We start from the raw sequence: 24,953 nt of genomic DNA on the forward strand, positions 1-24,953 counted from the left end.
CGCCCGAGCCTATCGCCAAGCCGCCGGCTTGGCGCTACCCTGCCGGCATCCGGAACGGAGTTAACCATGCGCCGCCTGTTTGCCGCCTGTCTTGTCCTGCTGATCGTCGCGCCCGCCGTTCGCGCTGCCGAGCCGGCCCGGGCAACGAAATACATGGCTGTAACCGCCAACCCGCTGGCCACCGAGGCCGCGTTGAAGGCGCTGCGCGCCGGCGGGTCGGCCATCGATGCGGCAATCGCGGCGCAGATGGTGCTGACCCTGGTGGAGCCGCAATCCTCGGGTATCGGCGGCGGCGCCTTCCTGGTGCATTTCGACAAGAAGGCGGGCCGCACCGCCAGCTATGACGGGCGCGAGACGGCCCCGGCGGCAGCCCGGCCCGACCGCTTTCTCGACAAGGACGGCAAGCCGCTCTCCTATTTTGACGCGGTGGTCGGCGGCCGCTCGGTCGGTGTGCCGGGCACGCTGCGGGTGCTGGAGCTGGCGCATCGCCAGCATGGCAAGCTGCCCTGGGGCAGCCTGTTCGATGACGCGATCCGACTCGCCGAGGAGGGCTTTCCGGTGCCGCCGCGCCTGGCGCGCGCGCTCACCCGCGAGAAGCATCTGACGCAGGAGGCCGCCCGCGCCTATTTCTACAAGCCCGATGGCAAGCCCTGGAAACAGGGCGAACTTCTGCGCAACCCGGCGCTGGCCGACACGCTGCGGATCGTCGCGAAGCAAGGCGCGGAGGCCTTCTACACCGGCGCCATCGCCGGGGATATCGTTGCCACGGTGGCGAACGCGCCGCGCAATCCGGGCGATCTGACGCTGGAGGATCTGGCCGGCTATCAGGCGAAGGAACGTCCCGCCGTCTGCGGCAGCTATCGCGCGCGAACCGTCTGCGGCATGGGGCCGCCCAGCAGCGGCGGGCTCACCGTGCTGATGGTGCTGGGCATGCTGGAGCGTTTCGACCTGCCGAACGAGAAACGGCTGTCCAGCAACGCGGCGCACTGGATGCTGGAAGCGCAGCGCCTGGCCTATGCCGACCGCAATCTCTATATCGCCGACAGCGACTTCGTCGATGTGCCGGTGGACGGGCTGCTGGACCGCCGCTATCTCGCCGACCGCGCGGCGCAGATCGATGTCGCCAGCAGCAGCGGCGAGAAGGCCGAGGCCGGTGACGTGCCGCGCAAGCGCACGCAGAATTTCGCGCCCGACAACGCGTTGCAATTGCCGGCGACCAGCCATCTTTCCATCGTCGATGGCGCGGGCAATGCGCTCGCCATGACCACCACCATCGAGGCGGCGTTCGGCTCCCGCCTGATGGTGCGCGGCTTCCTGCTGAACAACGAGCTGACGGATTTCTCCTTCCGGCCCGAGGTGGACGGCCTGCCGGTCGCCAATCGGGTGGAGGGCGGCAAGCGGTCGCGCAGCACGATGTCGCCGACACTGGTGTTCGGCAAGGACGGACGGCTGGAGTTCGTGACCGGCTCGCCGGGCGGCAGCCAGATCATCAACTATGTGCTGAAGACGATTGTCGGCGTGGTCGATTGGGGGCTCGACCCGCAGGCCGCCATTGAGCTGCCCAACATCTCCAATCGCAACGGCCCCAGCGAGATCGAGCGCCGCGCCGATGCCGATGCACTGGCCAGCTCGCTGGCGGCGCGCGGCCACAAGGTGGAGCGCAGCCTCCTGGTCAGCGGGCTGCAGGCGATCCAGATACTGCCCGACGGCACGCTGCTGGGCGGCGCCGATCCGCGCCGCGACAGCCTGGCCGCCGGCGACTGAATTCCGTAACCGCAAGAGCAAGCATGCATCCCACCATCACTCTCGCTGCCGGCCGCGACAAGCGCCTGCGCGGCGGCCATCCCTGGGTCTATGCCAACGAGCTGCAGATGACCCCGGCGCTGAAGGAGCTGCCGCCGGGCAGCCTCGTCACGCTGGCCGATGCACGCGGCGAGAAGCTGGGCACGGCCTGCTTCAACCCGAAGCCGCTGGTCGTGGCGCGGATGCTGGATTCCCGGCCCAACCTCGCCATCGATGCCGGCTTCCTGCGCGCCCGGCTGGCGGCGGCGCTCGACCTGCGCGAGCGGCTGTTCGCGGCGCCCTATTACCGTCTCGTCCATGCCGAGGCCGACCGGTTGCCGGGGCTGGTCATCGACCGGTTCGGCGACGCGCTGACCGTGCAGCTGAACTGTGCCGGCATGGACCGGCTGGAAGCGCCGCTGCTGGAGGCGCTGACCGACCTGCTGAAGCCGTCCCGCATTGTGCTGCGCAATGACAGTCCCGCCCGTACGGTCGAAGGGCTGGAGACCGGTATCCGCGCGGTGTTGGGAGAGGAAGGCCCCATCGAGCTGATGGAGAATGGTGCGCGCTTCCGCTGCGATCCGCTGGGCGGGCAGAAGACCGGCTGGTTCTACGACCAGCGCGATAACCGCGCCTTCGTGGCGCAGTTGGCCAAAGGCAGGCGGCTGATCGACATCTATGCCTATATCGGCGGCTTCGGCATCGAGGCGGCGGTGGCGGGGGCGACCGAGGTCACGCTGGTGGACCGCTCGGCACCGGCGATGGCGCTGGCGGCGGAGACGGCGGCGCTGAACGGCGTGGCCGGCAAGGTGACCACGCAGGTGGGCGATGCCTTCGAGACGCTTGAGGCGCTGGCCGCCAAGGGCGAGAAGTTCGATGTGGTGGTGTGCGATCCGCCGGCCTTCGTGAAGGCGAAGAAGGATCTGGCGACGGGCCTGCGCGCCTATCAGAAGATGGCGCGGCTGGCGGCCCCGCTTGTGGCGCCGGGCGGGGTTCTGTTCGTGGCGTCCTGCTCGCACAATGCGCCGGAGGAGGAATTCGCCAAGCAGATCGGCATTGGCCTGTCGAAGGCCGGACGCAGCGGGCGTATCCTGCGTCAGGCGGGGGCCGGCCCCGATCATCCGGTGCATCCTTTCCTGCGCGAAAGCGCCTATCTTAAATCCCTGACCCTGCAACTGGACTGAGGCGCTTATGCTGGGACCGGAGATCGAACGGCTGATCCAGCTGCTGGCCCGCTTGCCGGGCCTTGGCCCGCGATCCGCACGCCGCGCGGCCCTGCAATTGCTGAAGCGCAAGGAGGCGCTGATGCAGCCGCTGGCCGAGGCGCTGTCGGTGGCGGCGGAGCGGGTTGTCACCTGCTCGGTCTGCGGCAGCTTCGACACCAGCGATCCGTGCGGCGTGTGCCGGGATGACCGCCGCGACCCGTCGATCCTGTGCGTCGTCGAGGAGGTGGCCGATGTCTGGGCGCTGGAACGCGCCAGCGGTTTCAAGGGCCGCTATCACGTGCTGGGCGGCACGCTTTCGGCACTGGACGGGGTGGGGCCGGAAGACCTGAACATCGCCGCGCTCGTCACCCGGGCCAGCGATCCGGCGGTGACCGAGGTGATCCTGGCGATGGACGCCACGGTCGATGGCCAGACCACCGCGCACTACATCACCGACCGGCTGGCCGAGGCCAATGTCTCGGTCTCCCGCCTCGCCCATGGCGTGCCGGTCGGCGGCGAGCTGGACTATCTCGACGATGGCACGCTGACCACGGCGCTGAAGGCAAGGCGACCGGTTTAGGGGAGTTTCACGCCACCTCGGCGACCTGCCCGCCGGTCAGCGTGGCGAGGTCGCCGGGCGTCAGCCGGAACACGGCGTTTGGCGTGCCGGCGGCGGCCCAGATTTCCCCCAAAGCCAGCAGATCGCGGTCGATGACCGTGATTGGCGCTTCCAGATGGCCGACCGGCGGCACCCCGCCTATGGCGAAGCCGGTGCGGGCGCGCACGAACTCCGCATCCGCCTTGCCGATCTTCTCGCCGATCAGCGCGTTGATTTTCTTCTCATCCACCCGGTTGGCGCCGCTGGCGATCACCAGCACCGGCCGGTCGGACGACTTGCCGCGGAAGATCAGCGATTTGGCGATCTGCGCCACAGTGCAGCCGATGGCGGCGGCGGCGTCCTCGGCGGTGCGGGTGGAAGCCGGGAACTCCCGCACCTCCAGCCCCAGCCCGTGGGCAGCAAGCGCTTCCTGAACGCGCTGCGCGGAGGGTTTCAGCGAACTCATTTCCTTATTCCCCGGCGAGACGGTCGGGCGGCGGCACCAGCGGGGTTTCTTCCGCCGGCCCCAGCTGCAATTCCTCGATCCGGCCGGCGCGCTTGGTCACCTTCTCGGTCGAGATGCGGATCTGCCTTATGTCCTCGCCGGCCTGGTTGAAATGCGTCTGCAGCTTCTCGACACGCTCGTCCAGCCGGCCGACATCGGTGCCCAGCAGCTGCACCTCGCGCTGGATGATGTGCGCCTGCTCGCGCATGCGGGCATCCTTCAGGACGGCACGCACCGTGTTCAGCGTCGCCATCAGCGTGGTCGGCGAGACGATCCACACCTTCTCGCGGTAGGACTGCTCCACCACATCGCCCAGATTGGCGTGCAGCTCGGCATAGATCGCCTCGGACGGCAGGAACATCAGCGCCGAATCGGCGGTCTCGCCGGGCACGATATAGCGGTCGCGGATGTCGCGCACATGCTTCAGCACCGAGGCGCCCAGCGCCTTGCGGGCGACGTTCCGGGCGACATCGTCCTGGGCGTTCTGCAGCGCGCGATAGCCTTCCAGCGGGAATTTCGCGTCGATGCCGATGGGGCCGGGCGGGTTGGGCAGGATCAGCAGGCAATCGACGCGCTTGCCGTCGCCGATCTGCGCCTGGAACTGGTAGGCGTTGGGCGGCAGCACCGCCTGCACCAGATTTTCCAGCTGCACCTCGCCGAAGGCGCCGCGTGCCTGCTTGTTCGACAATATGTCCTGCAGCCCGACCACCTGGGTCGACAGCTCGGTGATGTTCTTCTGCGCCGCGTCGATGACGGCGAGGCGCTCCTTCAGCTCGGTCAGCGACTGGGTCGCCTGGGTGGAGCTTTTGTCCAGCGTCTCGCCGATGCGCCGGGTCACGTCGGCCAGCCTGTCCTCGACCGATTTGGACAGCTGGCGCTCCTGCGCCTGCATCTGCTGGGCGAGCCGTGCCTGCGCCGCGGCCTGGCTCTCGGCCAGCTGGGACAGCCTGCCGGCCAGCTCCGCCTGTGCCGCCATCATCTTCTCGGCGGTCAGGGCGGCCAGCGCCTGGGCCTGCGCTTCGGCTTCGCTGCTGCCGCGCCGGTCACGCAGGGCGAGCCAGAAGGCGAGCGCCAGCGCCAGCAGCGCGGCCCCGCCGGCCAGCAGCATGATCAGGGTCGGATCGAGGGAATCGAACATCATGCCTACTGTATATCGTGGCACGGGCGGAGACGTCCACCAATGCTGCACATACTACGGCAAAGCTTGACGCTGCATCCGCTGCTGCTTAGGTAATGGCCAATCGCGCAAGTTTATTCGAATGGTTCCAATCATGGCCGTGCTGCCCCTCGTCGTCGCCCCCGATCCACGTCTGAAGAAGAAGGCGCTGCCTGTCGAGCGCGTGGACGACACCATCCGCAAGCTGATGGATGACATGGTGGAGACGATGTACGCCGAGAATGGCATGGGGCTGGCCGCGCCCCAGGTCGGCATCTCCAGCCGCGTCATCGTCATGGATATCGCCCGCAAGGACGAGCAGCCGAAGATCTTCAAGATGGCGAATCCGGAGATCGTCTGGGAATCGCCGGAGGTCAAATCCTACGAGGAAGGCTGCCTGTCGGTGCCGGAGCATTATGCCGAGGTGGAGCGCCCGGCCAGCATAAAGCTCCGCTTCATCGATTATGAGAACGAAATCCGCGAGATCGATGCGGACGGCGTGCTGGCGGTCTGCGTGCAGCATGAGATCGACCATCTGAACGGCGTGCTGTTCATTGATCACCTGTCCTCGCTGAAGCGCAGCATCATCTCGCGCAAGCTGCTGAAGGCGAAGAAGGCGATGGCCGAACCGGCCAGTTCCTGATTGGCCAATTCCTGATGACCTCCCTGCGCCTCGCCTTCATGGGCACGCCGGACTTTTCGGTGCCGGCACTGCAGGCGCTGATCGCGACCGGGCACGAGATCGCCGCGGTCTATTCCCAGCCGCCGCGCCCGGCGGGCCGGGGCCAGAAGCTTACCCCCTCGCCGGTGCAGGCCTATGCGCAATCGCAGGGGCTGGAGGTGCGCACGCCAAAAAGCCTGCGCAATGCGGAGGCGCAGGCGGCGTTTGCCGCACTCGGTCTCGATTGCGCGGTGGTGGTCGCCTATGGGCTGATCCTGCCGAAGCCGATCCTGGAGGCGCCGCGCCTCGGCTGCGTGAACATCCATGCCTCGCTGCTGCCGCGCTGGCGCGGGGCGGCACCGATCCAGCGCGCCATCCAGGCCGGCGATGTCGAATCCGGCGTCACCATCATGCAGATGGATGAGGGGCTGGATACCGGGCCGATGCTGCTGCGCGACTCCGTACCGATCACGGGCGAGACCACGGGCCAGAGTCTGCATGATGCGCTTTCCGCGCTGGGCGGGCGGATGATCGTGGAGGCTCTGAACGGACTGGCGGCGGGCACGCTGCAAGCGGTGGCGCAGCCGGAAGCGGGCGTCACCTACGCCGCCAAGCTGACGAAGGAGGAGGCGCTGCTCGACTGGACCAGGCCGGCGGCAGAGCTGGAGCGGCAGATTCGCGCCTTCGATCCGTGGCCCGGCTCCTTCTTCCTGCATCAGGGCGAGCGGCTGAAAGTGCTGAAGGCCGAGCTGGCCGAAGGCAAGGGCGCCCCCGGCGCGCTGCTGCCCGGAACTTTGCTGGACGATGCGCTTGCCGTCGCCTGCGGAGAGGGGGCGCTGCGTCTCCTGCGCGTGCAGCGCCCCGGCAAGGCGGCGATGGAGGCAGAGGCGCTGCTGCGCGGCTATCCGCTGCCCAAGGGTACGGTTCTGGGCTGAGCCTCAGGCCGCGTCGCTGATTTCCGTCAGGGGCCGGGCGGTTTCGGGATCGATGTGGATCAGTTCGGCCAGCGAGAAATACTGCACTACGGCGCCCAGCAGATGCGTCGTGCGGCCCGGCTCCCCGAAAGGCAGCACCAGCCGCGAATAGCGGAACACCGAGTTGCGCGCCGAAAAGCCGCTTTTCGCATAGGCCGGGTGCTGGGTACGGCTGACCGTGCTGAGATGCTCGATCAGCGGTGCGGTGAAGTCGCGCGGCGTGACATCGCTGATGCTGCGTCCGGCGACCGGGCCGCGATAAAAGCGCTGCACGGTTTCGCCGGCGATGCGGATGATGTAATCCTCCGGATCGCGGCGCACCTCGATCAGGTACAGCCGGTCCAGCGGAAAGGGCAGCAGGACCGGGTCGAGGTCGGCGCGGGCCGGCAGGGCGCGATCGCCGCGAATCTCGTGCCAGTGCGCCAGCAGTTTTTGCAATTGCGGTTCCTCGACGGAAACCGCTTTGGGATTCTCCATCGCGTTCTCGATCATCTTCAAATCAGGATGCAAGGCGGCATCCGCCTTTTGTTGCGGCGCAAAATGCGCGAAACGGGCTAACAAATCGTTACGAACTTTTGACAATGCAAACGGGTGTGACAAAAAGCGCCATGCCACGGTATCGCCTTACCCTTGAATATGATGGACGGCCCTATGTCGGCTGGCAGCGCCAGTCGAATGGCCCGTCCGTGCAGCAGGCACTCGAAGAAGCGGTCACGCGCCTGACCGGCGAAACCGTGGTGCTGACCGCCGCCGGGCGCACCGATGCGGGCGTGCATGCCACCGGCCAGGTCTGCCATCTGGAGATCGACAAGGAGCTGGCTCCCGGCAGGCTGCGCGACGGGCTGAACGCGCATCTGCGGGAGGAGGCGGTGGTCGTGCTGGCCGCGCATCGCGCCGCGGCGGATTTCCACGCGCGTTTCTCGGCGACGGGCCGCGGCTATCTCTATCGCATCCTGAACCGCCGGGCGTATCCGGCGCTGGATCGCGGCCGGGTCTGGTGGTATCCGCGCCCGCTGGACGCCGAGGCGATGCATGCGGCAGCACGGCTGCTGCTCGGCACGCATGATTTCTCCAGCTTCCGCGCCAGCGAATGCCAGGCGGCCAGCCCGGTGAAGACGCTCGACCGGCTGGATGTATCGCGCGTCGGCGACGAGGTGCAGATGATCGTCGAGGCGCGCTCCTTCCTGCATCATCAGGTGCGCAATTTCGCCGGCTCGCTGGCGCTGGTGGGTCTGGGCAGGTGGACGCAGGAGGATCTGCGCCGGGTGCTGGCGGCCCGGGACCGCAGGGCCGGCGGGCCGACCGCGCCGCCTGAAGGGCTCTATCTCACCCGCGTCGATTATCCGGTGGAGATGTCAGAAGGCGACTGACTGGCCCAGCAGCCGCACCATAAGCCCGACCACCATGTCGAAAAACACCACCGCGATGGCGGCGCCGGTCGCGATGCCAAGCCCGGTGCGGGCGATGTACCATTGATAGACCAGGATGGCCGCGAAGGCCGCCATGGTGACGAAGCCGGCCAGATCTTCCGGGATCACGCCGCCGACTGCCAGCGCCGAGACCAGCAGGAAGGCGGCGATCTGCAGCACGCCGGCCCAGTTATAGGGCACGATATAGTCGAAATAGCGCTCTTCCCGGTCGAGATAGCGGGTCACATAGACCATGACCAGCGGGAAGGCGAGCCAGGAGATCACATAGATCGCCGCCTCGCGCATCAGCCCGAACAGCCCGCCAATCATCACCGGTGAGTCGCCGCCAGCCAGCACCAGCAGGCCGAAATGCGCCGGGGCGGCGATGGCGGCGGCGAAGAAGCTCTTCCAGAACCCGTCCAGGCTGCGGTCGAAATACTCCAGCCCCCTGGCGTCGAACCGCGCCAGCCGCCAGGCGCCGTACAGCGCCTTCGCGATTTCCGCCTGGCTGGGCAAATTCATGTCAGCGGCCTGTCCCGGTGCGGGCGAAGAAGGCGGCCAGCACGGCCTTGAAGATATCGGCCAGCTTGCGGATATCCTCCACGGCGACGCGCTCATCCACCTTGTGCATGGTCTGGCCGACCAGCCCGAATTCGGCGACCGGACAGACCGCGCGGATGAAACGCGCATCCGAGGTGCCGCCGGTGGTGGAGAGTTCCGGGCGCAGGCCGGTCACGCCTTCCACCGCATCCTGCAGCAGATCGGAGAACCAGCCCGGTTCGGTCAGGAAGCTCTCACCGCTGACCGAGCATTTCAGCTCGTAGCTGCCGCCATCACTGCCCAGCCCCTCGTCGAAGATCTGCCGCAGCCAGGCTTCCAGCTTCGTCGAGGTCCACAGATCGTTGAAGCGGATATTGAAAGTGGCCCTTGCCTGCGCCGGCACCACATTATTGGCCGGGTTGCCGACATCCACCGTTGTGACCTGCACCGAGGAGGGCTGAAAATAATCGCTGCCCTCGTCGATATAGGTCTTCGACAGCGGGGCCAGCATGCGCACCAGCCGATGGATCGGGTTATCGGCCAGATGCGGATAGGCGACATGGCCCTGCGCGCCATGGACGGTCAGCCAGCCGGTCAGGCTGCCGCGCCGGCCGATCTTCACCATCTCGCCCAGCCTGGTCGGGTTGGTCGGCTCCCCCACCACGCAGGCATCGATGGTCTCGCCGCGCGCCGCCATCCAGTCCAGCATCTTCCTGGTGCCGTTGATCGCCGGGCCTTCCTCGTCGCCGGTGATCAGCAGCACGATGGAGCCGGGCAGGGTGCCGGCCTCCGCGATATAGGACTGGGCGGCAGCGGCGAAGCTGGCGATGGAGGATTTCATGTCCACCGCACCGCGCCCGTACAGCACGCCGTCATGAATCTCGGCGGCAAAGGGATCGATGCTCCAGGCCGCCGCATCGCCAACCGGCACCACATCGGTATGGCCGGCATAGCAGAACACCGGCCCCGCCGTGCCGATGCGGGCATAGAGGTTATCGACCGGTGGCGTGCCGTCTTCCTCGAAGCGCAGCCGCTCGCAGGTGAGGCCGATGTCCTCCAGCGCCCGCGCCAGCACATCGAGCGCGCCCTCGTCCGCCGGCGTGACGCTGGGACAGCGGATCAGCGCCTGGGCGAGAGAGACGGGGTCGATTGCCCCGGGGGGGATAGGGTCCTGGAGGGCCATCGGTGTCAGCCTCAGTCGCGCAGCAGGTCGTTGATCGAGGTCTTGGAGCGGGTCTGCGCATCGACCCGCTTCACGATGACGGCGCAATAGAGCGACGGGCCGGGCGTGCCGTCCGGCAGCGGCTTGCCCGGCAGATTGCCCGACACCACCACGGAATAGGCCGGCACGCGGCCGATGAAGATTTCGCCGGTATTGCGGTCGATGATCTTGGTGGATTTGGAGATGAAGGTGCCCATCGACAGGACCGAGCCTTCCTCGACGATCACGCCCTCGACCACTTCCGAACGTGCGCCGATGAAGCAATTATCCTCGATGATGACCGGATCGGCCTGCAGCGGCTCCAGCACGCCGCCGATGCCCACGCCGCCCGACAGATGCACGTTCTTGCCGATCTGCGCGCACGACCCGACGGTCACCCAGGTATCGACCATGGTGCCGGTATCGACATAGGCGCCCAGATTCACGAAGCTCGGCATCAGCACGGCGCCGGGTGCGATATAGGCGGAGCGGCGGACCACGCAGTTCGGCACGGCGCGGAAGCCGGCATCGCGGAATTTCGCCTCGTCCCAGCCGGAGAATTTCGACGGCACCTTGTCGAACCAGGGTGCCGGGCCGCGCACCGGGTCGGTCGGACCGCCGGGGATCGGCACCATGTCGTACAGGCGGAAGGACAGCAGCACCGCCTTCTTCAGCCACTGATGCACGACCCAGGAACCGGTCTCTTTCGAGGCGACCCGGTATTTGCCGGAATCAAGACCTTCCAGCGCCGCCTCGACGGCGTCGCGGATTTCGCCCTTGGTGGCAAGGCCAATATTGGCCCGGTCTTCCCAGGCGGCATCGATGGTGGCTTGAAGGGAGGCGTCGCTCATGGCCGGTTATCCTCGAAAGTTCCAGTCTGAAAGGCGGGCGTGAGGATGGTATGACCACCCCCCCAAGTCAACTGCTGCCGGGCGTATCGGGGGCTTTCGCTGTTCGTGTCTCCAGCCAGCCGGCCAGATCGTCGGTGGCATGATGGATATGGCCGTCCTCGCTGCCGGCTTTTGCCCAGTCCGGGCCACCGGCGACCCAGACCGTCGTCATGCCCAGCGCCGCCGCCGGCACCAGATTGCGGGCGATATCCTCGACCATGGCCGCGCGGCGCGGATCGATGGCGTGGCGCTTCACGAAGCTGGCATAGGGGGCGGGGTCGGGCTTCGGCATATAGTCCGCCGCCACGATATCGAAAATGCCGGAAAACCCGTCCAGCCCCAGCCGTTCCAGCACGCGCTCGGCATGGCGGACCGTGCCGTTGGTGAAGATCAGCTTCTCGCCGGGCAAGGCGGCCATTGCCGCCTTCAGCCGGTCACAGGCGAGGACCGGCGCATAGTCAATGTCATGCACGAAATCGAGAAAGGCGGAGGGTTCCAGCCCATGCTCGACCATCAGCCCGCGCAGCGTGGTGCCGTGGCGGCGGAACAGCGCCTTCTGCAGCGGACGGGCTTCGTCGGGCGGCAGGCTCAGCGCCTCGGCGATGAATGCGGTCATCCGCCAGTCGATCTGCGAGAACAGATCGCACGACGCCGGGTAGAGCGTGTTGTCGAGATCGAACACCCAATGCTCGATCTCGCTAAGGGGGGCGGGGAGGAGGGTTGTCTGGTTCATGTTCCTAATCTAGGGCGGCGAACGCGGGAGGGGAATGCCCCTATCCCGGCAGTACCTGCCAGACGGCGGTGTGGCGGATGTCGCGGTCTTCCAGGTCGCGGCTGACCGGCACGGCGAAATCGCCCAGCTTGTAGAGCCCGTCGGCCGGTGCATAGGCGCGGCCGGGGTCGCCCAGCAGCACGGTGGTGCCGGTCGATGCTGCGGTGCGCAGCCAGCCCATGACACGCCCGGCCATCGGCTTCTCGTAGCACAGATCGCCGGCCAGAATGATGTCCCAGTCGCGCGCCACATCATCCAGCAGGTCGCGCCCCAGTGCATCGACGGTCACGCCATTGGCGGCGGCGTTCAGCGCGATGGCGGCCAACGCCAGCGCGTCGATATCGTTCGCCGTCGCCCGTAAGGCACCGGCCCGCATGGCGGCAATGGCGGCGATGCCGCCGCCGGCGCCAAGATCGAGCACCCGCCTGGCCTTCACCAGCTCCGGCCGGTCGAGGATCAGCCGCGCCACCGCCTGTCCGCCCGGCCAGGCGAAGGCCCAGTAGGGCGGCGGCACGCCCTGGCGCTCCAGGTCGGCCTCGGTCATCTCCCACAGCGGCATGACGGCGTCGGCGAGGTAAAGGGCCAGTTCGGGGACGAGCGGGGCGGCCCCCAGCCGGGTGTTGCGGATGATGAAATCTTCCGGATTGTCGATCACGCAACGACCTGACCGGCCATAACTTGTCCCGCCACTAGGGCCGCCAGGATAATGAGGCCGAAATCGCGGTTCGAGCGGAAGGTGCGCTTGCAGGCTTCCGGGTCGTCGATGTCCAGGCGGATGGCCTGCCAGAAAAGCTGCACCGCGCCGAGGGCAAGCCCGGCCCAGAACGGCCAGGCGAGGCCAGCCAGCCAGCCGGCGCCGGCGATGCCCAGCAGGGTCAGGGCGTAGAAGACGAACAGCGCCGGCCTTGTGTGGCGGCCCAGCGCCAGGGCGGAGGATTTCACCCCCACCTTCAGATCGTCCTCCCGGTCCTGATGGGCGTAGATCGTGTCATAGCCCAGCGTCCAGGCGATGCTGGCGGCATAAAGGATCAGCGCTGGCAGGTGCAGCGTGCCGGCCACAGCGGCATAGCCGATCAGGATGCCCCAGTTGAAGGTGACGCCCAGCACGAATTGCGGCCAGTAGGTGATGCGCTTCATGAAGGGGTAGAGCACGATCAGCCCGACCACCCCGGCGCCCAGCGCCCAGCTATAGGGGTTCAGCGACAGCAGCACGGCGAGGCCAATGCCGCACATGACGGCGATGAAGGCCAGCGCCTGCCGCACCGACAGCGCACCGCTGGCCAGCGGCCTTGTGCGGGTGCGCGCCACCTTGCGGTCGATGTCGCGGTCGGCCAGGTCGTTCACCGCGCAGCCCGCCGCCCGCATGGCGAAGGAGCCCAGCACGAACAGCGCCATCAGCAGCGGGTCCGGCCATGTGTCTGTCGCCAGCGCCTGTCCCCACCAGCATGGAATCAGCAGCAGCCAGGTGCCGATCGGTCGGTCGAAGCGGCCGAGCCGCAGATAGGCGTGCGACCAGCCGGGCATCCAGCGGTCGATCCAGCTGTCCGCCGGAATGTCGATCCGGGCGTCTGGTCGGCTATCGGGCGAATTTTCGGAGCGCAAACTTTCGGGTCCGTTCTGCATGGGGTATTGTTCGGCTATTCCTGAAAGACCCTCGGAGACTCTCTCCCTCATGGCCCGTTTGTATCAGACCCGCCTGTATACTGGCGAGAGCCTCGCGGCAGCTATTGCCGTGACGCTGCCCAAGGCGCAGGCGCATTATCTGCGCAGCGTGCTGCGGCTGTCGCCCGGCGACAAGGTGGCGTTGTTCAACGGGCGCGACGGTGAATGGCTGGCGGAGATATCCGACCTCGGCAAGGCGGCGGCGGTTCTGGCGCCGCTCAGCCAGTTACGCCCGCAGACACCGGAACCGGATTTGTGGCTGGTCTTCGCGCCGCTGAAACATGCCCGCATCGACTATCTGGCGGAGAAGGCGACGGAGCTTGGCGTCTCCGCCCTGTGCCCGGTTTTTACCCAGCGCACCATCGTCTCCCGCGTGAACGAGGAGCGGCTGCTGGCCAACGCCATCGAGGCCGCCGAACAGTCGGAACGCCTCAGCGTGCCCATCGTCCAGCCGGCCCGCAAGCTGGAGGCGATGCTGGCCAACTGGCCGGTGGGGCGTCGGCTGCTGGTCTGTGACGAGACCGGCGGCGGCAGACCCGTGGCGGACGCCCTCGCAGACAATGTCGTTTCGGGAAATGCTGTATTGATCGGACCGGAAGGCGGGTTCACGGAAACGGAACTTGACGGGTTGCGGAAACTTCCCTTTGTTACCGCCATCAGCCTTGGGCCACGGGTGTTGCGTGCCGATACGGCGGCGCTCGCGGCTCTGACCTGCTTCCAGGCCGTCGCTGGCGACTGGCAGCAGGGACGCCCGGATTTCCGGGGATAGGCCGAAGAGGGTAAAGCGCTATCGGCCTTCCGGCCCAAAAAGCCATCTTTCGAGCTTAAGGAATCGTCCGCATGTCCCGTCCGCCCGAGAGCCAAGGCGAGCCGATCACCGACAAACGCCAGCTGGTCGAATATCTGGAGCAGGGCAGCAAGCCGAAATCCGACTGGCGCATCGGCACCGAGCACGAGAAATTCGCCTACGATCTGAAGACTCTGCGCGCGCTGCCCTATGAAGGCGAGGGCGGCATCCGTGCGATTCTGGAAGGCATGACCCGCTTCGGCTGGCAACCGATTGTGGAGGGCGACAAGATCATCGCCCTGTCGATGGACAAATGCGCGATCACGCTGGAGCCGGGCGGCCAGTTCGAGCTGTCGGGCGCGCCGCTGGAGACGCTGCACCAGACCTGTTCCGAGGTGCATCAGCATCTGGCGCAGGTGAAGGAAGTCTGCGGCGAGATCGGCGCCGGCATGATGGGCCTGGGCTTCAACCCGAAATGGCCGCGTGCCGACATCCCCTGGATGCCGAAGGGCCGCTACAAGATCATGCGCGAGTATATGCCCAAGAAGGGCAGCCTCGGCCTCGACATGATGCTGCGCACCTGCACCATCCAGACCAACCTCGACTTCCTGGACGAGGCGGACATGGTGAAGAAGTTCCGCGTCAGCCTGGCCCTGCAGCCTGTGGCGACGGCGCTGTTCGCCAGCTCGCCTTTCACCGAAGGCAAGCCGAACGGCTTCCAGAGCTTCCGCAGCCATATCTGGACCGACACCGACCCCGACCGTTGCGGCGTGCTGCCCTTCGTGTTCGAGGACGGCATGGGCTTCGAGCGCTATGTCGATTATCTGCTCGATGTGCCGATGTATTTCGTCTATCGCGACGGCCAGTATATCGATGTCGCCGGCCAGTCCTTCCGCGACTTCATCGATTGCCGGCTGCCGGGCCTGCCGGGCCAGCAGCCCGGCATGGGCGACTGGACCGATCATATGACGACCTCCTTCCCGGAAGTGCGGCTGAAGCGCTATCTGGAAATGCGCGGCGCCGATGGCGGGCCGTGGCGGCGGATCTGCGCGCTGCCGGCCTTCTGGGTCGGGCTGCTGTATGACGACACGGCGCTGAACGCCGCCTGGGATCTGGTGAAGGACTGGACCCTGGAGGATCACCAGGCGCTTCGCGATGCGGTGCCGCGCCAGGGCCTGCGCACACCGTTCCGCGGCGGTACGGTGCGCGACCTGGCGCTGGAATGCCTGAAGATCGCGCGTGCCGGCCTGCGTGCCCGCGCCTTCCGCGATTCCATGGGCGATGACGAGACGCATTTCCTGGACACGCTGGTCGCCATCGCGCAGGGCGACCGCACCCTGTCCGACGAGATGCTGGAGGCGTATGAGGGGCGCTGGGGCGGCTCGGTCGATCCGGTGTTCCGCGAATATGCATATTAGCAAAATATTTTAGAACAGTTCTAACTTATTGGCAAAACTGGCGAATTGCCTTGACCCGGTTGCCGGGTAGGGTCTAGCTGTCTGAAAATCAGACCAGTCGCCAGCAGCCGATTCGCCCATGCAACTTTCCGACGAGCGCTTTCAGGAACTGCCGCGCCAGCGCGTTGCCGACCGCATCGCGGCCGAGCTGCGGCGGCTGATCGCCGTCGGTGAGCTGGGCCCGGGGGAGCGTCTGCCCGGCGAACGCCAGCTGGCCGAGATGATGAATGTCAGCCGCGTCTCGGTGCGTGCGGCCCTGCAGCAGCTGAAGGCGCAGGGGCTGGTCGATGCGGTGCAGGGCGGCGGCACCCGCGTGCTGTCCAGCGTGCGGCATCTCGATCTGCCTCTGACCGAGCTGGTGAAGGAGAATGTCACCAGCCTGCATGATCTGATGGAAATCCGTGGCGCGCTGGAGGTCTGGGCGGCCCGGCGCGCAGCCTTGCACGCGACGCCGGAGCAGGTGGCCGAACTGGCGTCCATCCTGGACTCGATGGCGGATTCCTGCCGGGTGCGCACCTACAAGGCCAGCGACGATCTGCGGTTTCATCTGGTGATCGCGCGGGCCACGGCAAGCTGCGTCTATATGCATATGCTGGAAACGCTGCGCGACATCATGGTCGAGATGCTGGCCTTTCACCGCTACGAGCTGCTGGCCAGCGAGCGCGACGACCTGGCGCTGCTGGAACAGCACCGCGCCATCTACGAGGCGGTTCGCGACCGGAATCCGGATCAGGCGGCGCGCGCCATGGAGGCGCATCTCGGCTGGATTCTGGAGCATTACGAGAAGGAACGGCAGCGCCGCGCCGACGGTGACGTGGCCGGCCAGGCAGCGGAATAGACCGTTTCAGCGCTGCTGCTTGCAGCCGCCGATGACGGCGTCGTTCTCCACGATCATCTCCGAGGCATAGCGGCCGACATCCAGTTCCGACGGCACCTCGGTCGGCCGGCCGAACAGCGGCACCAGCCCGCCCAGCAGGATGTAGGGGCGTCCCGTTCCATCCGTGACCGGCAGGATCATGCCTTCATAGGCGCGATAGCGGCGGTTGAAGGCATGGTTGGTGCGCACCACCACGAAGGGATCGTAGTCATGCAGGCAGCGCAGATGATTGGCCTGCATCCTGTCGAACAGCAGAGGATTGCTCTCCCGGTGTGCCTGCTCAAAGGTGCGGCCCCGGAAGTCCGCGCCGGAGAAGTCGGTATAGGCGGTGCCGAACAGCCGCCCGGTCAGCGTGGTGCCGTCTTTTTCAAGCTGCCACATATAGATGTGGCGCAGCAGCTGCGGAATATCGGTAGGGTCAATTTCGTCGCGCGTCGGCGCAAGCTTTCCTGACCGGCGCGACGACCAGTAATCGAAGATAGCCCGGTTCTGCTCCGTGTAAATCACGTCGCGAAAGGCTGGCATTCTACCATCCTGACTGCCCCGTGCCGCGCGCGAACGCGACCAGGAGCGTTCATTAATCTTCCGTTAACTATGTTCCGATACCGGCGTGGTCACAACCCCCATGCTGGCTCTGGATGCCGTGAGGACGATCAAGCCTGCGTGAGGAAGCTGTCCAGCAGCCAGCGCGCATGGCCGGTCGCCTTGGCGTCCTGGTGCGGGAAGCAGCCCAGCTGCACGCCCAGCGGCATGCTGTCGGAAGCCAGCAGCGGCAGGCTCCAGACCGGCGCGCCGGTGATTGAGGTGGCGGCGTTCATCGACGGGTTGCCGGTGGTTTCCAGCCCCTTCGGTGCCGGGCCGGGCGAGGACAGGGTGATGAAGCCGTCAGCCTTGCCTTTCAGCGCGGCGAAGGCTTTGCGGATATCCTCGCGCTTCGCCAGCATGGCGCGGTAATCCTCCAGCGTCTGCGCCTCGGCGTCGGCCAGCCGGCCCAGCATGAAGTCGCTCAGCATGCCCGGCCCGCGATCGCGGTAGCCGATCAGCGGCCAGCGCAGCTCGAACATGCAGATCACGATGGAGAGTTCCAGCGACTCGGCGCTGAGCTGCTCATAGGTCTCGACATCGGCATCGTCGGCCCGGCCGATGACAGACACACCCTGGCGCGCCAGATGGTCGATGACGGTCTCGAAGGCGGCCCTGCTCTCGCCGTCGATATCGGTCCAGCCGGCGGTTTCCAGCCGGATCAGACGCTGCGGTGCCGCCGGCGCCATCGGCTCGCGGTCGCCATACAGGCCGGGATGGCCGACATCGCCGCCGGCCAGGTTGGCGATCTGCCAGCAGGTCGCCCAGGCATCCTCGATGGAACCGGCATGCACGCCGATATGGCTCTGGCTGAGGCTGGAATGGCCGCCGCCCCGGTTCAGCGCGCCGAAGGTCGGCTTGATCGCCACATTGCCGCAATAGCCGGCCGGCCGGATGACCGAGCCGACCACCTGGCTGCCGATGGCGGCGGGCAGCATGCCGGCGCCGATGGCGGCCGCCGAGCCGGAGGAGGAACCGCCAGGCGTGCGGCTCGCGTCAAACGGGTTGTGGGTCTTGCCGGGGAAGGAGAAGCCCAGCTCCGTCGTCACCAGCTTGCCCAGCACCACGGCGCCGGCCTTGCGCAGCCCGTGCACATGCGCGGCGTCGCGGCCGGATTCCCAGCCGGCCCAGACCGGGCTGCCCATCTGCGTGGGCATGTCCTTGGTCTCGAACAGATCCTTGATGCCGATCGGCATGCCGTCGATGGGCGACAGCGGCCGCCCCTCGGCATAGCGCTTGCCGGCTTCGTCGGCGGCGGCACGCGCGCCATCGATGTTCATCGTAACGAAGGCCTGCACTTCCGGCTCGCGCGTTTCGATCACGTCGAGGCAGCGCTCCAGATAGGCGCGCGGCGTGTCCCGTCCGTCCAGGAAGCGCGGCACCGCGTCATGAAAGGTCAGCAGTTTCTGCGTGCGCGGATCGTAGCTTGCCATTGGAGCCTCCCGGTTGTCATTTATGCTGACATCTTAGGGGCGGCTGTGAGCATCGCCAAGGCCCGCTGTTGCGGGGCTGCCATTCTGGCCCGGCGAGGGGGTTATTCCGCCGGCAGATGCCCGCCGACGGCGCCGGTGACTGCCTGTGCCGTGCGGGCCACCATCTCGCCCAGCAGCTTAAGGCGCGCATCGGTCAGCCGCGCACTGGGGCCGGACAGCGAGATGGCGGCCATCGGCTCGCCATACTCGTCATGGATCGGGGCGGCGACGCAGCGCAGCCCGGCGGCATATTCCTCGTCGTCGATGGCATAGCCGCGCTGGCGCGACAGCGCCATGTCGCGCTCCATCGCTTCATGCGTCGCCAGGGTCTTGTCGGTGAAGCGCGGGATATGGTTGCCGATCAGAGTGCGTGTGATCTCCGTCGGCAGCGCGGAGAGCAGCGCCTTGCCGAGGCCGGAGCAGTGCAGCGGCGAGCGCCCGCCCGGCCGGGCCAGCACCCGCATCACCTCGCGGCATTCGACCTGGGCGAGGAACACCACCTCGCGGCCGTCGAGCACGCCGAGATTGACCGATTCGCCGGATTCCTCCATCAGCCGCCGCATATAGGGGCGGGCGATCTCCACCACATCGCGGGAGCGCAGGAAGGCATTGCCGACCATGAAGGCCTGCACGCCGACATTCCACAGCGCGCGCTGATGGTCGTGCTGGACGAAGCCCATCTGCTCCAGGCTCTTCAGCAGCCGGTGCGCGGTCGAGGGCGGCAGGCCGGCGCGGTGCGCCAGCTCGCTGAGCGAGGCGCCGCCATCGCTGCCGGCGATCTCCACCAGCAGGGTCAGCGCCCGTGTGAGGGACTGGACCTGGCCGCTTTCGCGCGTGGCATTGCCCGAGGCCGGGCGGCCGCGCCGCCTGGCCTGCGGCTCGTCCTCGCCACTGCTGGCAAGCGTCAAGTGACTCGCGCGGCCAAGGCGGTCCGCTCTGTCTTGCGCCATCTGTTCGCTGTGCCTCGCACGAGGGATGTTCTGTTTGCGGTCAGGACTGTAGCATACTTTACGCAACGATAAGAAAGGTCCGCCGTTTTCATGTCCCTGCCCGCCGATTTCGCACCACAGGATTTCCTGCTCTCGCTGTTCGAGGCCGCCCGCAAGGCGGCAGACCCCGCCGCCTGCGTGCCGGCCCATCTGCCGCCACGGCCGAAGGGCCGCACCATCGTCGTCGGTGCCGGCAAGGCCGCCGCCGCCATGGCCCGCGCGGTGGAGGAGAACTGGCCCAAGGGGGAGGGCGGAGACCTGGAAGGGCTGGTCGTCACCCGCTATGACCATGCCGTGCCCTGCGCGCGCATCGAGGTGGTGGAGGCCAGCCACCCGGTGCCCGATGCCGCCGGCGAGGCGGCGGCGCGCCGCATGCTGGAGACGGTGCGCGGGCTGGGACCGGACGATCTGGTGCTGTGCCTGATGTCGGGCGGCGCCTCGGCGCTGCTGTCGCTGCCGGCCGACGGGCTGACGCTGGCCGACAAGCAGGCGGTCACCGGCGCGCTGCTGAAATCGGGGGCGACCATTGGCGAGATGAACTGCGTGCGCAAGCATCTGTCGGCGGTGAAGGGCGGGCGGCTGGCTGCTGCTGCGCATCCGGCGCGGGTGGTCACACTGGCGATCTCCGACGTGCCGGGCGACGATCCGGCGGTGATCGGCTCCGGCCCCACGGTGCCGGACCCCACCAGCTTCGCCGATGCGCGCGCGGTGCTGGCGAAATACGGGATCGAGCCGCCGGAAGCGGTGCGCCGGCATCTGGAATCGGCGCTTGAGGAAAGTGCCAAGCCGGGCGATCTGCGTTTGCAGAAGACCGAACTGGCGATGGTCGCCCGCCCGCAGGCCTCGCTGGAGGCAGCGGCGGATCTCGCGCGCAAGGCCGGTATCACGCCGGTCATTCTGGGCGACGCCATCGAAGGTGAGGCGCGCGAGGTTGCAACTGTCATGGCCGGCATTGCATTCCAGGTGGCGCGGCACGGCCAGCCGGCGCCCGCCCCCTGCGTTCTGCTGTCGGGTGGCGAGACCACGGTGACCGTGCGCGGCCAGGGGCGCGGCGGGCGCAATGTGGAATTCCTGCTGGGCCTCGCCGTGGCGTTGGGCGGGCATCCGTCGGTCTGGGCGGTTGCCGGCGATACCGACGGCATCGACGGGACGGAGGATAATGCGGGTGCTGTGCTGACGCCGGACAGCATTGCCCGCGCGGCGGCGAAAGGGGTATCGGCAAAGCAGCGGCTGGCTGATAATGACGGTTACGGTTTCTTCCAGACGCTGGGCGATCTGGTGATGACCGGGCCCACCCTGACCAATGTGAATGATTTCCGGGCCATCCTTGTGATGCCCGATGCCTGACACGATGAACGGACAAGAGGGAATGACCATGCGACGTCAGCGCTGCGCAAAGATCGTCGCCACGCTTGGGCCGGCCTCCTCGACGGCGGAGCAGATCAGGGCGCTGTTCGCCGCCGGGGCGGATGTGTTCCGGCTGAATTTCAGCCATGGCGACCATGCCGACCATGCCGAGCGCGTCCGGATGATCAGGGCGCTGGAAGAGGAGACCGGCCGGCCGATCAGCATCATGATGGATCTGCAGGGGCCGAAGCTGCGCGTCGGCACCTTCACGGGCGGCCGCATCGAATTGCATGCGGGACGGCATTTCCGGCTCGACCTCGACAAGGCGCCGGGCGATGGCAAGCGGGTCTGCCTGCCGCACCCGGAAATCTTCAAGGCGCTGCATCCCGGCGACGCGCTGCTGCTGGATGACGGCAAGATCCGGCTGAAGGTGATCTCCTGCGACGCCGAATCGGCCGAGACCGAGATCATCTCCGGCGGGCCGCTGTCAGACCGCAAGGGCGTGAACGTGCCGAATGCGGTGCTGGATCTGTCGCCGCTGACCGACAAGGACCGGCGCGACCTGCAATTCGGCCTCGATCAGGGCGTGGACTGGGTGGCGTTGTCCTTCGTGCAGCGGCCGGAGGATATCGCCGAGGCGCGCAAGCTGATCGCCGGGCGCGCCACCATCATCGCCAAGCTGGAGAAACCCTCGGCGATCAAATATCTGGACGGGATCATCGAACAGACCGACGCGGTCATGGTGGCGCGCGGCGATCTGGGCGTCGAGATGGCGCCGGAAGATGTGCCGCCGATGCAGAAGCGCATCGTCCGCGCCTGCCGCATGGCCGGCAAGCCGGTGATCGTCGCCACCCAGATGCTCGAATCGATGATCACCGCCCCGGCGCCGACCCGCGCCGAAGTATCGGACGTGGCCACGGCGGTCTATGACGGCGCGGATGCGGTCATGCTGTCGGCGGAATCGGCGGCGGGCCAATATCCGGTCGAATCGGTGACGATGATGAACCGCATCATCGAGCGGGTGGAGCGCGACGATCTCTACCGCACCATCCTCGATGCGGTCCATGGCACGCCGGACGCGACCGGCCAGGACGCGATCACCGCGGCGGCGCGCAGCGTTGCCGAGACCATCGGCGCCGCCGCCATCGTCACCTACACCACTTCCGGCTCGACCACGCTGCGTGCCTCGCGGGAGCGGCCGCCGGTGCCGATCCTGTGCCTGACCGCCAGCCTCGCCACGGCGCGCCGGCTGGTTCTTGCCTGGGGGGTGCATCCGGTGCCGATGCGCGATGTGCGGAATTTCTCCGACATGGTGCAGAGCGCGCAGACCGTGACCCTCCGCGAAGGCTTTGCCCGCAAGGACGACAAGATCGTGATCACCGCCGGCGTTCCCTTCGGCACGCCGGGGGCGACCAACGTGCTGCGCATCGCCCGGGTGTGAGGGGGGAAGACGTAAAAAAAAATCCCTCGCCCCGGAAGGGGAGAGGGATGAGGAAGCTTGGCGAATGAAATGAGCCTAGCGAATGCCGGGTGAGGGGAGTCCGGCTCCGTCCGTGCAATACCCCCTCACCCAGCTCCGCCTAATTCGCTTCGCTCATAAGGCTGCGCAACCCTCTCCCCCCTTTTGGCAAGCGATAGCGGATGGCAATGGGTCGCCATCAGCGGAGGGCGAGGGAAAGAAAATTCCGATTGAATCGCTTGAGGAAAAGCGCGAAAGGCCGCGCTTACTCCGCCGCCTGGTCGCGGTCGTCCGCCATGCCGCCGGTGCCGCTCTCGGCCTCGCTGCCCTCACCGCTCCCGGGCATCATGCCCAGCGCCTGCAGATAGAGGTCGAGCAGGGTTTCCTGCTCCTGCCGGTCCTCGCGGTCCAGTTTCCGCAGCTTCAGTACCTGGCGCATGATCTTGGTGTCGAAGCCCGTGCCCTTGGCCTCGGCGTAGATCTCGCGGATATCGGCGGCCAGCGCCGCCTTCTCCTCCTCCAGCCGCTCGATGCGTTCGATAAAGGAACGCAGGCGTTCGCCCGCGATGCCGCCGACGTCAGGCATGGATCATCCTCTGCATATGATTGGGTGTCGCGTTGTCCGCGACGATAGCCGCAAGCCCCCCACCGCCGCAAGCGGACTGTGTCATCTGGCGTTGCTTCATGTTCGCCGGAGCATATTGCCTAAAGATTTAAGAAAAATTTTGAATACTTACTCACAATCATTTGATTGCAAAAAATATTCAGTTTCGTTAACGTTTTGTATACGAAGTACGGTCTTAACTATTATTAAGGTTAATACCTTGGGGAGTAACGCCAATGTTTTCGGCAACGAAGCAGAAAGACCCGGAGGCCGAACGCCGGCTCATTGAAGCCCTGAAAGCGCGCTGCGATGCGCAGATTCATCAGCTGGCAGGGATGGCGGAAAAGGCCGAGACGACCTCGGCCGAGCGTGCGGCCCAGCGTCTCATCGAGCAGGCGAAGAATCCGAAACTGCCCAGCGATTATCGCAAATACGCGATGGACGAGGCACAGAAGCTGGAATGCGCGGCCAACATCAAGGCGACCGACATGGCCGTGCATCGCGCCATGGCGGCGGCACTGGCCGACGATAAGGAGACCCGCGACAAGGAAGTCGCGAAAATCCGCCAGTTCATGCAAAAGGCGATCAGCCTGCGCGCGCCGGCCGATTTCCGCGTCGGTACGGAAAAGTCGCTGGAGAATATCCTGCTGTCGGGCGGGGTGAAGCATACCGGCCCGACCAAGGCCAAGCCGATGGACACCGCGCCCAAGAATGAAAAGCATGCCAAGGACGGCCTGCCGGCGATGGTGCGCTGACCGCGACAGCGGAAGGGATAAAAAGCAAGGGGCGCCGGTTGGCGCCCCTTTTTGTTACTGCCTGTGTGATACCGCTCAATCGTCGAGCGCCTCAGTCGTCAAGTGCGGGGCGGTTCATCCGGTGTGCCAGCGGCTTGTCGGAGGCGATGCGGAACAGCACCATGCCGGGACGGGCGATGCGCTCTGGCCGGCGGCCGAACAGCACGCCATCGGCCAGGCTCTTCACCGGCACGCGGGCCTTGGTCTGGTCCTCGGCATAGGGGTCGATGATCTCGCACACCACCTCGCCGGTCTTGACCATATCGCCCGGCGCCTTGTGATAGGTCAGCACGCCGGTCATCGGCGCGTAGCCGACTTCCATCGCCGACACCGGCACGGCCTTGCACAGCGGCTTCGGCAGCGGGCCGGGATCGCCGGCAATGGCGCCGTAGCGCTGCAGGACCTTGAACAGGTTCTCCGCGTCCGGCTTGCCGAAGCCGTCGGTCACATCGACCCGGCCGCGATATTCCACGGTGGCCGAGATACAGGCCTGCGGGACCGGCTTGGCCTCGTCCTGGATCAGCCCGCGCAGGTCGGACCACAGCCCGCCAATGCCCTGCGAGAAGGCGCGCGCGCCACCGCTGGCATGCCGGCTGACCAGCGTCGCCATGCTGCCGATCTGGGCCGACAGTTCGGCGCCGCCCTCATCATAGCTGTCCTGATGCATGAACAGATGCATGGTCGCCTCGCCGGCGCAATGCAGGTCGAGGCAGATGTCGGAATCGATGGCCAGCCGCTGCAGGTTGAATTTCAGCGATTCATTTTCGTTGCGCGGCGCCTGCGCGGTGAGCCAGGCGACCGCCGCCTCGCGCACGATCTCCACATTCTTCGTGGCGTCGTTGGTCAGCTTCGGCTTCACCTCATCGGCGATGCCCTCGGCGACGGCCAGGAAGTTGCGGTTGAAGTTCTCGCGGCTGATCAGGTCGAAACGGCCCAGATGATAGCCGGCGATGTTCTGCGCCAGGCCGACCGGATTGGCGACCGGCACGACAACGATCTCGCCCTTGATCTGGCCCTTGGCGTCGGCCTCTTCCAGCATCGGGCGCAGATGGTGCAGCGCCATCATCGCCGGCAGCTCGTCGGCATGGATCGCCGCCTGCAGATAGACTTTCGGGCGCGATCCCGGCGTGCCGAAACGATGCACCGCAAGATGGCGCTCGGTACCGGGGGACGGGCTGACGAGGGTGATTTTTTCGACCGAGCGGGGCATTGGCTGGGCCTCTCCTGTTG

At 66.7% G+C, this 24,953-nt stretch carries 26 protein-coding genes; 12 read left to right on the plus strand and 14 right to left on the minus strand.

The window, feature by feature from the left end; genetic code table 11:
* The first annotated feature begins 66 nt into the window (after positions 1 to 66).
* The 3 genes from ggt to recR are packed head-to-tail and all read left to right on the plus strand — an operon-like array spanning position 67 to position 3,567.
* Entirely contained in the window at positions 67 to 1,764 is a 1,698-nt protein-coding gene (gene ggt / locus BKM74_RS02895; RefSeq protein WP_086464168.1) for a gamma-glutamyltransferase, read from the plus strand.
* A 23-nt stretch (positions 1,765 to 1,787) separates the two neighbouring features.
* Positions 1,788 to 2,966, plus strand: coding sequence for a class I SAM-dependent rRNA methyltransferase (locus BKM74_RS02900; RefSeq protein ID WP_086464169.1), 1,179 nt, complete (start codon positions 1,788 to 1,790; stop codon positions 2,964 to 2,966).
* 7 nt (positions 2,967 to 2,973) lie between these two features.
* On the plus strand, positions 2,974 to 3,567 hold the full coding sequence (recR, locus tag BKM74_RS02905) for a recombination mediator RecR (RefSeq protein WP_086464170.1): 594 nt from the start codon (positions 2,974 to 2,976) through the stop codon (positions 3,565 to 3,567).
* Positions 3,568 to 3,574: 7 nt separating this feature from the next.
* On the opposite strand, the gene BKM74_RS02910 is transcribed toward recR, so the two are convergent.
* Both BKM74_RS02910 and BKM74_RS02915 read right to left on the minus strand, forming a co-directional pair.
* Positions 3,575 to 4,051 carry a YbaK/EbsC family protein gene (locus BKM74_RS02910; protein WP_086464171.1) on the minus strand — a complete coding sequence of 159 codons (477 nt, stop codon included), beginning with the start codon at positions 4,049 to 4,051 and terminating at the stop codon, positions 3,575 to 3,577.
* Positions 4,052 to 4,055: 4 nt separating this feature from the next.
* Positions 4,056 to 5,231, minus strand: coding sequence for a DNA recombination protein RmuC (locus BKM74_RS02915; RefSeq protein ID WP_086464172.1), 1,176 nt, complete (start codon positions 5,229 to 5,231; stop codon positions 4,056 to 4,058).
* Between the two features lie 130 nt (positions 5,232 to 5,361).
* Between BKM74_RS02915 and def the strand changes: the two genes are divergently transcribed.
* Together def and fmt are read left to right on the plus strand one after the other, a co-directional pair.
* Positions 5,362 to 5,889 carry a peptide deformylase gene (gene def, locus BKM74_RS02920; protein ID WP_086464260.1) on the plus strand — a complete coding sequence of 176 codons (528 nt, stop codon included), beginning with the start codon at positions 5,362 to 5,364 and terminating at the stop codon, positions 5,887 to 5,889.
* Positions 5,890 to 5,903: 14 nt separating this feature from the next.
* Complete coding sequence (gene fmt / locus BKM74_RS02925; RefSeq protein ID WP_086464173.1) at positions 5,904 to 6,842, plus strand: methionyl-tRNA formyltransferase; 939 nt, start codon at positions 5,904 to 5,906, stop codon at positions 6,840 to 6,842.
* Between the two features lie 3 nt (positions 6,843 to 6,845).
* On the opposite strand, the gene BKM74_RS02930 is transcribed toward fmt, so the two are convergent.
* Positions 6,846 to 7,391 (minus strand): PAS domain-containing protein, encoded by a 546-nt coding sequence (locus BKM74_RS02930; protein WP_176342355.1) that lies wholly within the window; start codon positions 7,389 to 7,391, stop codon positions 6,846 to 6,848.
* Positions 7,392 to 7,489: 98 nt separating this feature from the next.
* Here BKM74_RS02930 and truA point away from each other — a divergent pair, with 98 nt between their 5' ends.
* Entirely contained in the window at positions 7,490 to 8,251 is a 762-nt protein-coding gene (gene truA, locus BKM74_RS02935) for a tRNA pseudouridine(38-40) synthase TruA (protein WP_086464175.1), read from the plus strand.
* On the opposite strand, the gene BKM74_RS02940 is transcribed toward truA, so the two are convergent.
* The 6 genes from BKM74_RS02940 to ubiA form a co-directional block, all read right to left on the minus strand.
* A complete protein-coding gene (locus tag BKM74_RS02940) occupies positions 8,237 to 8,812 on the minus strand; it encodes a hypothetical protein (RefSeq protein WP_086464176.1) in 576 nt (191 codons plus the stop codon). The two genes, truA and BKM74_RS02940, sit on opposite strands and share 15 nt — an antisense overlap.
* 1 nt (position 8,813) lies before the next feature.
* Entirely contained in the window at positions 8,814 to 10,013 is a 1,200-nt protein-coding gene (gene dapE, locus BKM74_RS02945; RefSeq protein ID WP_086464177.1) for a succinyl-diaminopimelate desuccinylase, read from the minus strand.
* 11 nt (positions 10,014 to 10,024) lie between these two features.
* Positions 10,025 to 10,882 carry a 2,3,4,5-tetrahydropyridine-2,6-dicarboxylate N-succinyltransferase gene (gene dapD / locus BKM74_RS02950; protein WP_086464178.1) on the minus strand — a complete coding sequence of 286 codons (858 nt, stop codon included), beginning with the start codon at positions 10,880 to 10,882 and terminating at the stop codon, positions 10,025 to 10,027.
* A 67-nt stretch (positions 10,883 to 10,949) separates the two neighbouring features.
* On the minus strand, positions 10,950 to 11,654 hold the full coding sequence (locus BKM74_RS02955) for a pyrimidine 5'-nucleotidase (RefSeq protein WP_086464179.1): 705 nt from the start codon (positions 11,652 to 11,654) through the stop codon (positions 10,950 to 10,952).
* 40 nt (positions 11,655 to 11,694) lie between these two features.
* The gene (locus BKM74_RS02960; RefSeq protein WP_086464180.1) at positions 11,695 to 12,348 is read right to left on the minus strand and encodes a class I SAM-dependent methyltransferase; all 654 of its coding nucleotides are present in this window, start codon (positions 12,346 to 12,348) and stop codon (positions 11,695 to 11,697) included.
* A complete protein-coding gene (gene ubiA, locus BKM74_RS02965) occupies positions 12,345 to 13,316 on the minus strand; it encodes a 4-hydroxybenzoate octaprenyltransferase (RefSeq protein WP_086464181.1) in 972 nt (323 codons plus the stop codon). The genes BKM74_RS02960 and ubiA overlap by 4 nt, the downstream gene beginning before the upstream one ends.
* A 49-nt stretch (positions 13,317 to 13,365) precedes the next feature.
* Between ubiA and BKM74_RS02970 the strand changes: the two genes are divergently transcribed.
* The 3 genes from BKM74_RS02970 to BKM74_RS02980 all read left to right on the plus strand — a co-directional run bounded on the left by BKM74_RS02970 (position 13,366) and on the right by BKM74_RS02980 (position 16,437).
* The gene (locus BKM74_RS02970) at positions 13,366 to 14,124 is read left to right on the plus strand and encodes a 16S rRNA (uracil(1498)-N(3))-methyltransferase (RefSeq protein ID WP_086464182.1); all 759 of its coding nucleotides are present in this window, start codon (positions 13,366 to 13,368) and stop codon (positions 14,122 to 14,124) included.
* A gap of 71 nt (positions 14,125 to 14,195) precedes the next feature.
* Entirely contained in the window at positions 14,196 to 15,560 is a 1,365-nt protein-coding gene (locus BKM74_RS02975) for a glutamate--cysteine ligase (protein ID WP_086464183.1), read from the plus strand.
* A gap of 118 nt (positions 15,561 to 15,678) precedes the next feature.
* Positions 15,679 to 16,437 (plus strand): FadR/GntR family transcriptional regulator, encoded by a 759-nt coding sequence (locus BKM74_RS02980; protein WP_086464184.1) that lies wholly within the window; start codon positions 15,679 to 15,681, stop codon positions 16,435 to 16,437.
* A 6-nt stretch (positions 16,438 to 16,443) separates the two neighbouring features.
* On the opposite strand, the gene BKM74_RS02985 is transcribed toward BKM74_RS02980, so the two are convergent.
* The 3 genes from BKM74_RS02985 to BKM74_RS02995 form a co-directional block, all read right to left on the minus strand.
* Positions 16,444 to 17,001, minus strand: coding sequence for a PAS domain-containing protein (locus BKM74_RS02985; RefSeq protein WP_086464185.1), 558 nt, complete (start codon positions 16,999 to 17,001; stop codon positions 16,444 to 16,446).
* Between the two features lie 128 nt (positions 17,002 to 17,129).
* Positions 17,130 to 18,491 (minus strand): amidase, encoded by a 1,362-nt coding sequence (locus BKM74_RS02990; protein WP_086464186.1) that lies wholly within the window; start codon positions 18,489 to 18,491, stop codon positions 17,130 to 17,132.
* A gap of 101 nt (positions 18,492 to 18,592) precedes the next feature.
* Positions 18,593 to 19,438, minus strand: coding sequence for an IclR family transcriptional regulator domain-containing protein (locus BKM74_RS02995; RefSeq protein WP_086464187.1), 846 nt, complete (start codon positions 19,436 to 19,438; stop codon positions 18,593 to 18,595).
* 132 nt (positions 19,439 to 19,570) lie between these two features.
* Here BKM74_RS02995 and BKM74_RS03000 point away from each other — a divergent pair, with 132 nt between their 5' ends.
* Both BKM74_RS03000 and pyk read left to right on the plus strand, forming a co-directional pair.
* Positions 19,571 to 20,866, plus strand: a complete 1,296-nt coding sequence (locus BKM74_RS03000; protein WP_086464188.1) for a glycerate kinase type-2 family protein — start codon at positions 19,571 to 19,573, stop codon at positions 20,864 to 20,866.
* 22 nt (positions 20,867 to 20,888) lie between these two features.
* Entirely contained in the window at positions 20,889 to 22,307 is a 1,419-nt protein-coding gene (gene pyk, locus BKM74_RS03005; RefSeq protein ID WP_086464189.1) for a pyruvate kinase, read from the plus strand.
* A gap of 283 nt (positions 22,308 to 22,590) precedes the next feature.
* Here the strand turns inward: pyk and BKM74_RS03010 are convergent, their stop codons facing one another.
* The gene (locus BKM74_RS03010; RefSeq protein ID WP_086464190.1) at positions 22,591 to 22,911 is read right to left on the minus strand and encodes a DUF2312 domain-containing protein; all 321 of its coding nucleotides are present in this window, start codon (positions 22,909 to 22,911) and stop codon (positions 22,591 to 22,593) included.
* Between the two features lie 254 nt (positions 22,912 to 23,165).
* Here BKM74_RS03010 and BKM74_RS03015 point away from each other — a divergent pair, with 254 nt between their 5' ends.
* Positions 23,166 to 23,684, plus strand: coding sequence for a hypothetical protein (locus BKM74_RS03015; protein WP_086464191.1), 519 nt, complete (start codon positions 23,166 to 23,168; stop codon positions 23,682 to 23,684).
* Positions 23,685 to 23,775: 91 nt separating this feature from the next.
* On the opposite strand, the gene BKM74_RS03020 is transcribed toward BKM74_RS03015, so the two are convergent.
* Positions 23,776 to 24,933, minus strand: a complete 1,158-nt coding sequence (locus BKM74_RS03020) for a succinylglutamate desuccinylase/aspartoacylase family protein (RefSeq protein WP_086464192.1) — start codon at positions 24,931 to 24,933, stop codon at positions 23,776 to 23,778.
* Between the last annotated feature and the right edge of the window lie 20 nt (positions 24,934 to 24,953).

This window comes from Oceanibaculum nanhaiense (assembly GCF_002148795.1).
In the GTDB taxonomy this organism is placed as follows: Bacteria; Pseudomonadota; Alphaproteobacteria; order Oceanibaculales; family Oceanibaculaceae; genus Oceanibaculum; species Oceanibaculum nanhaiense.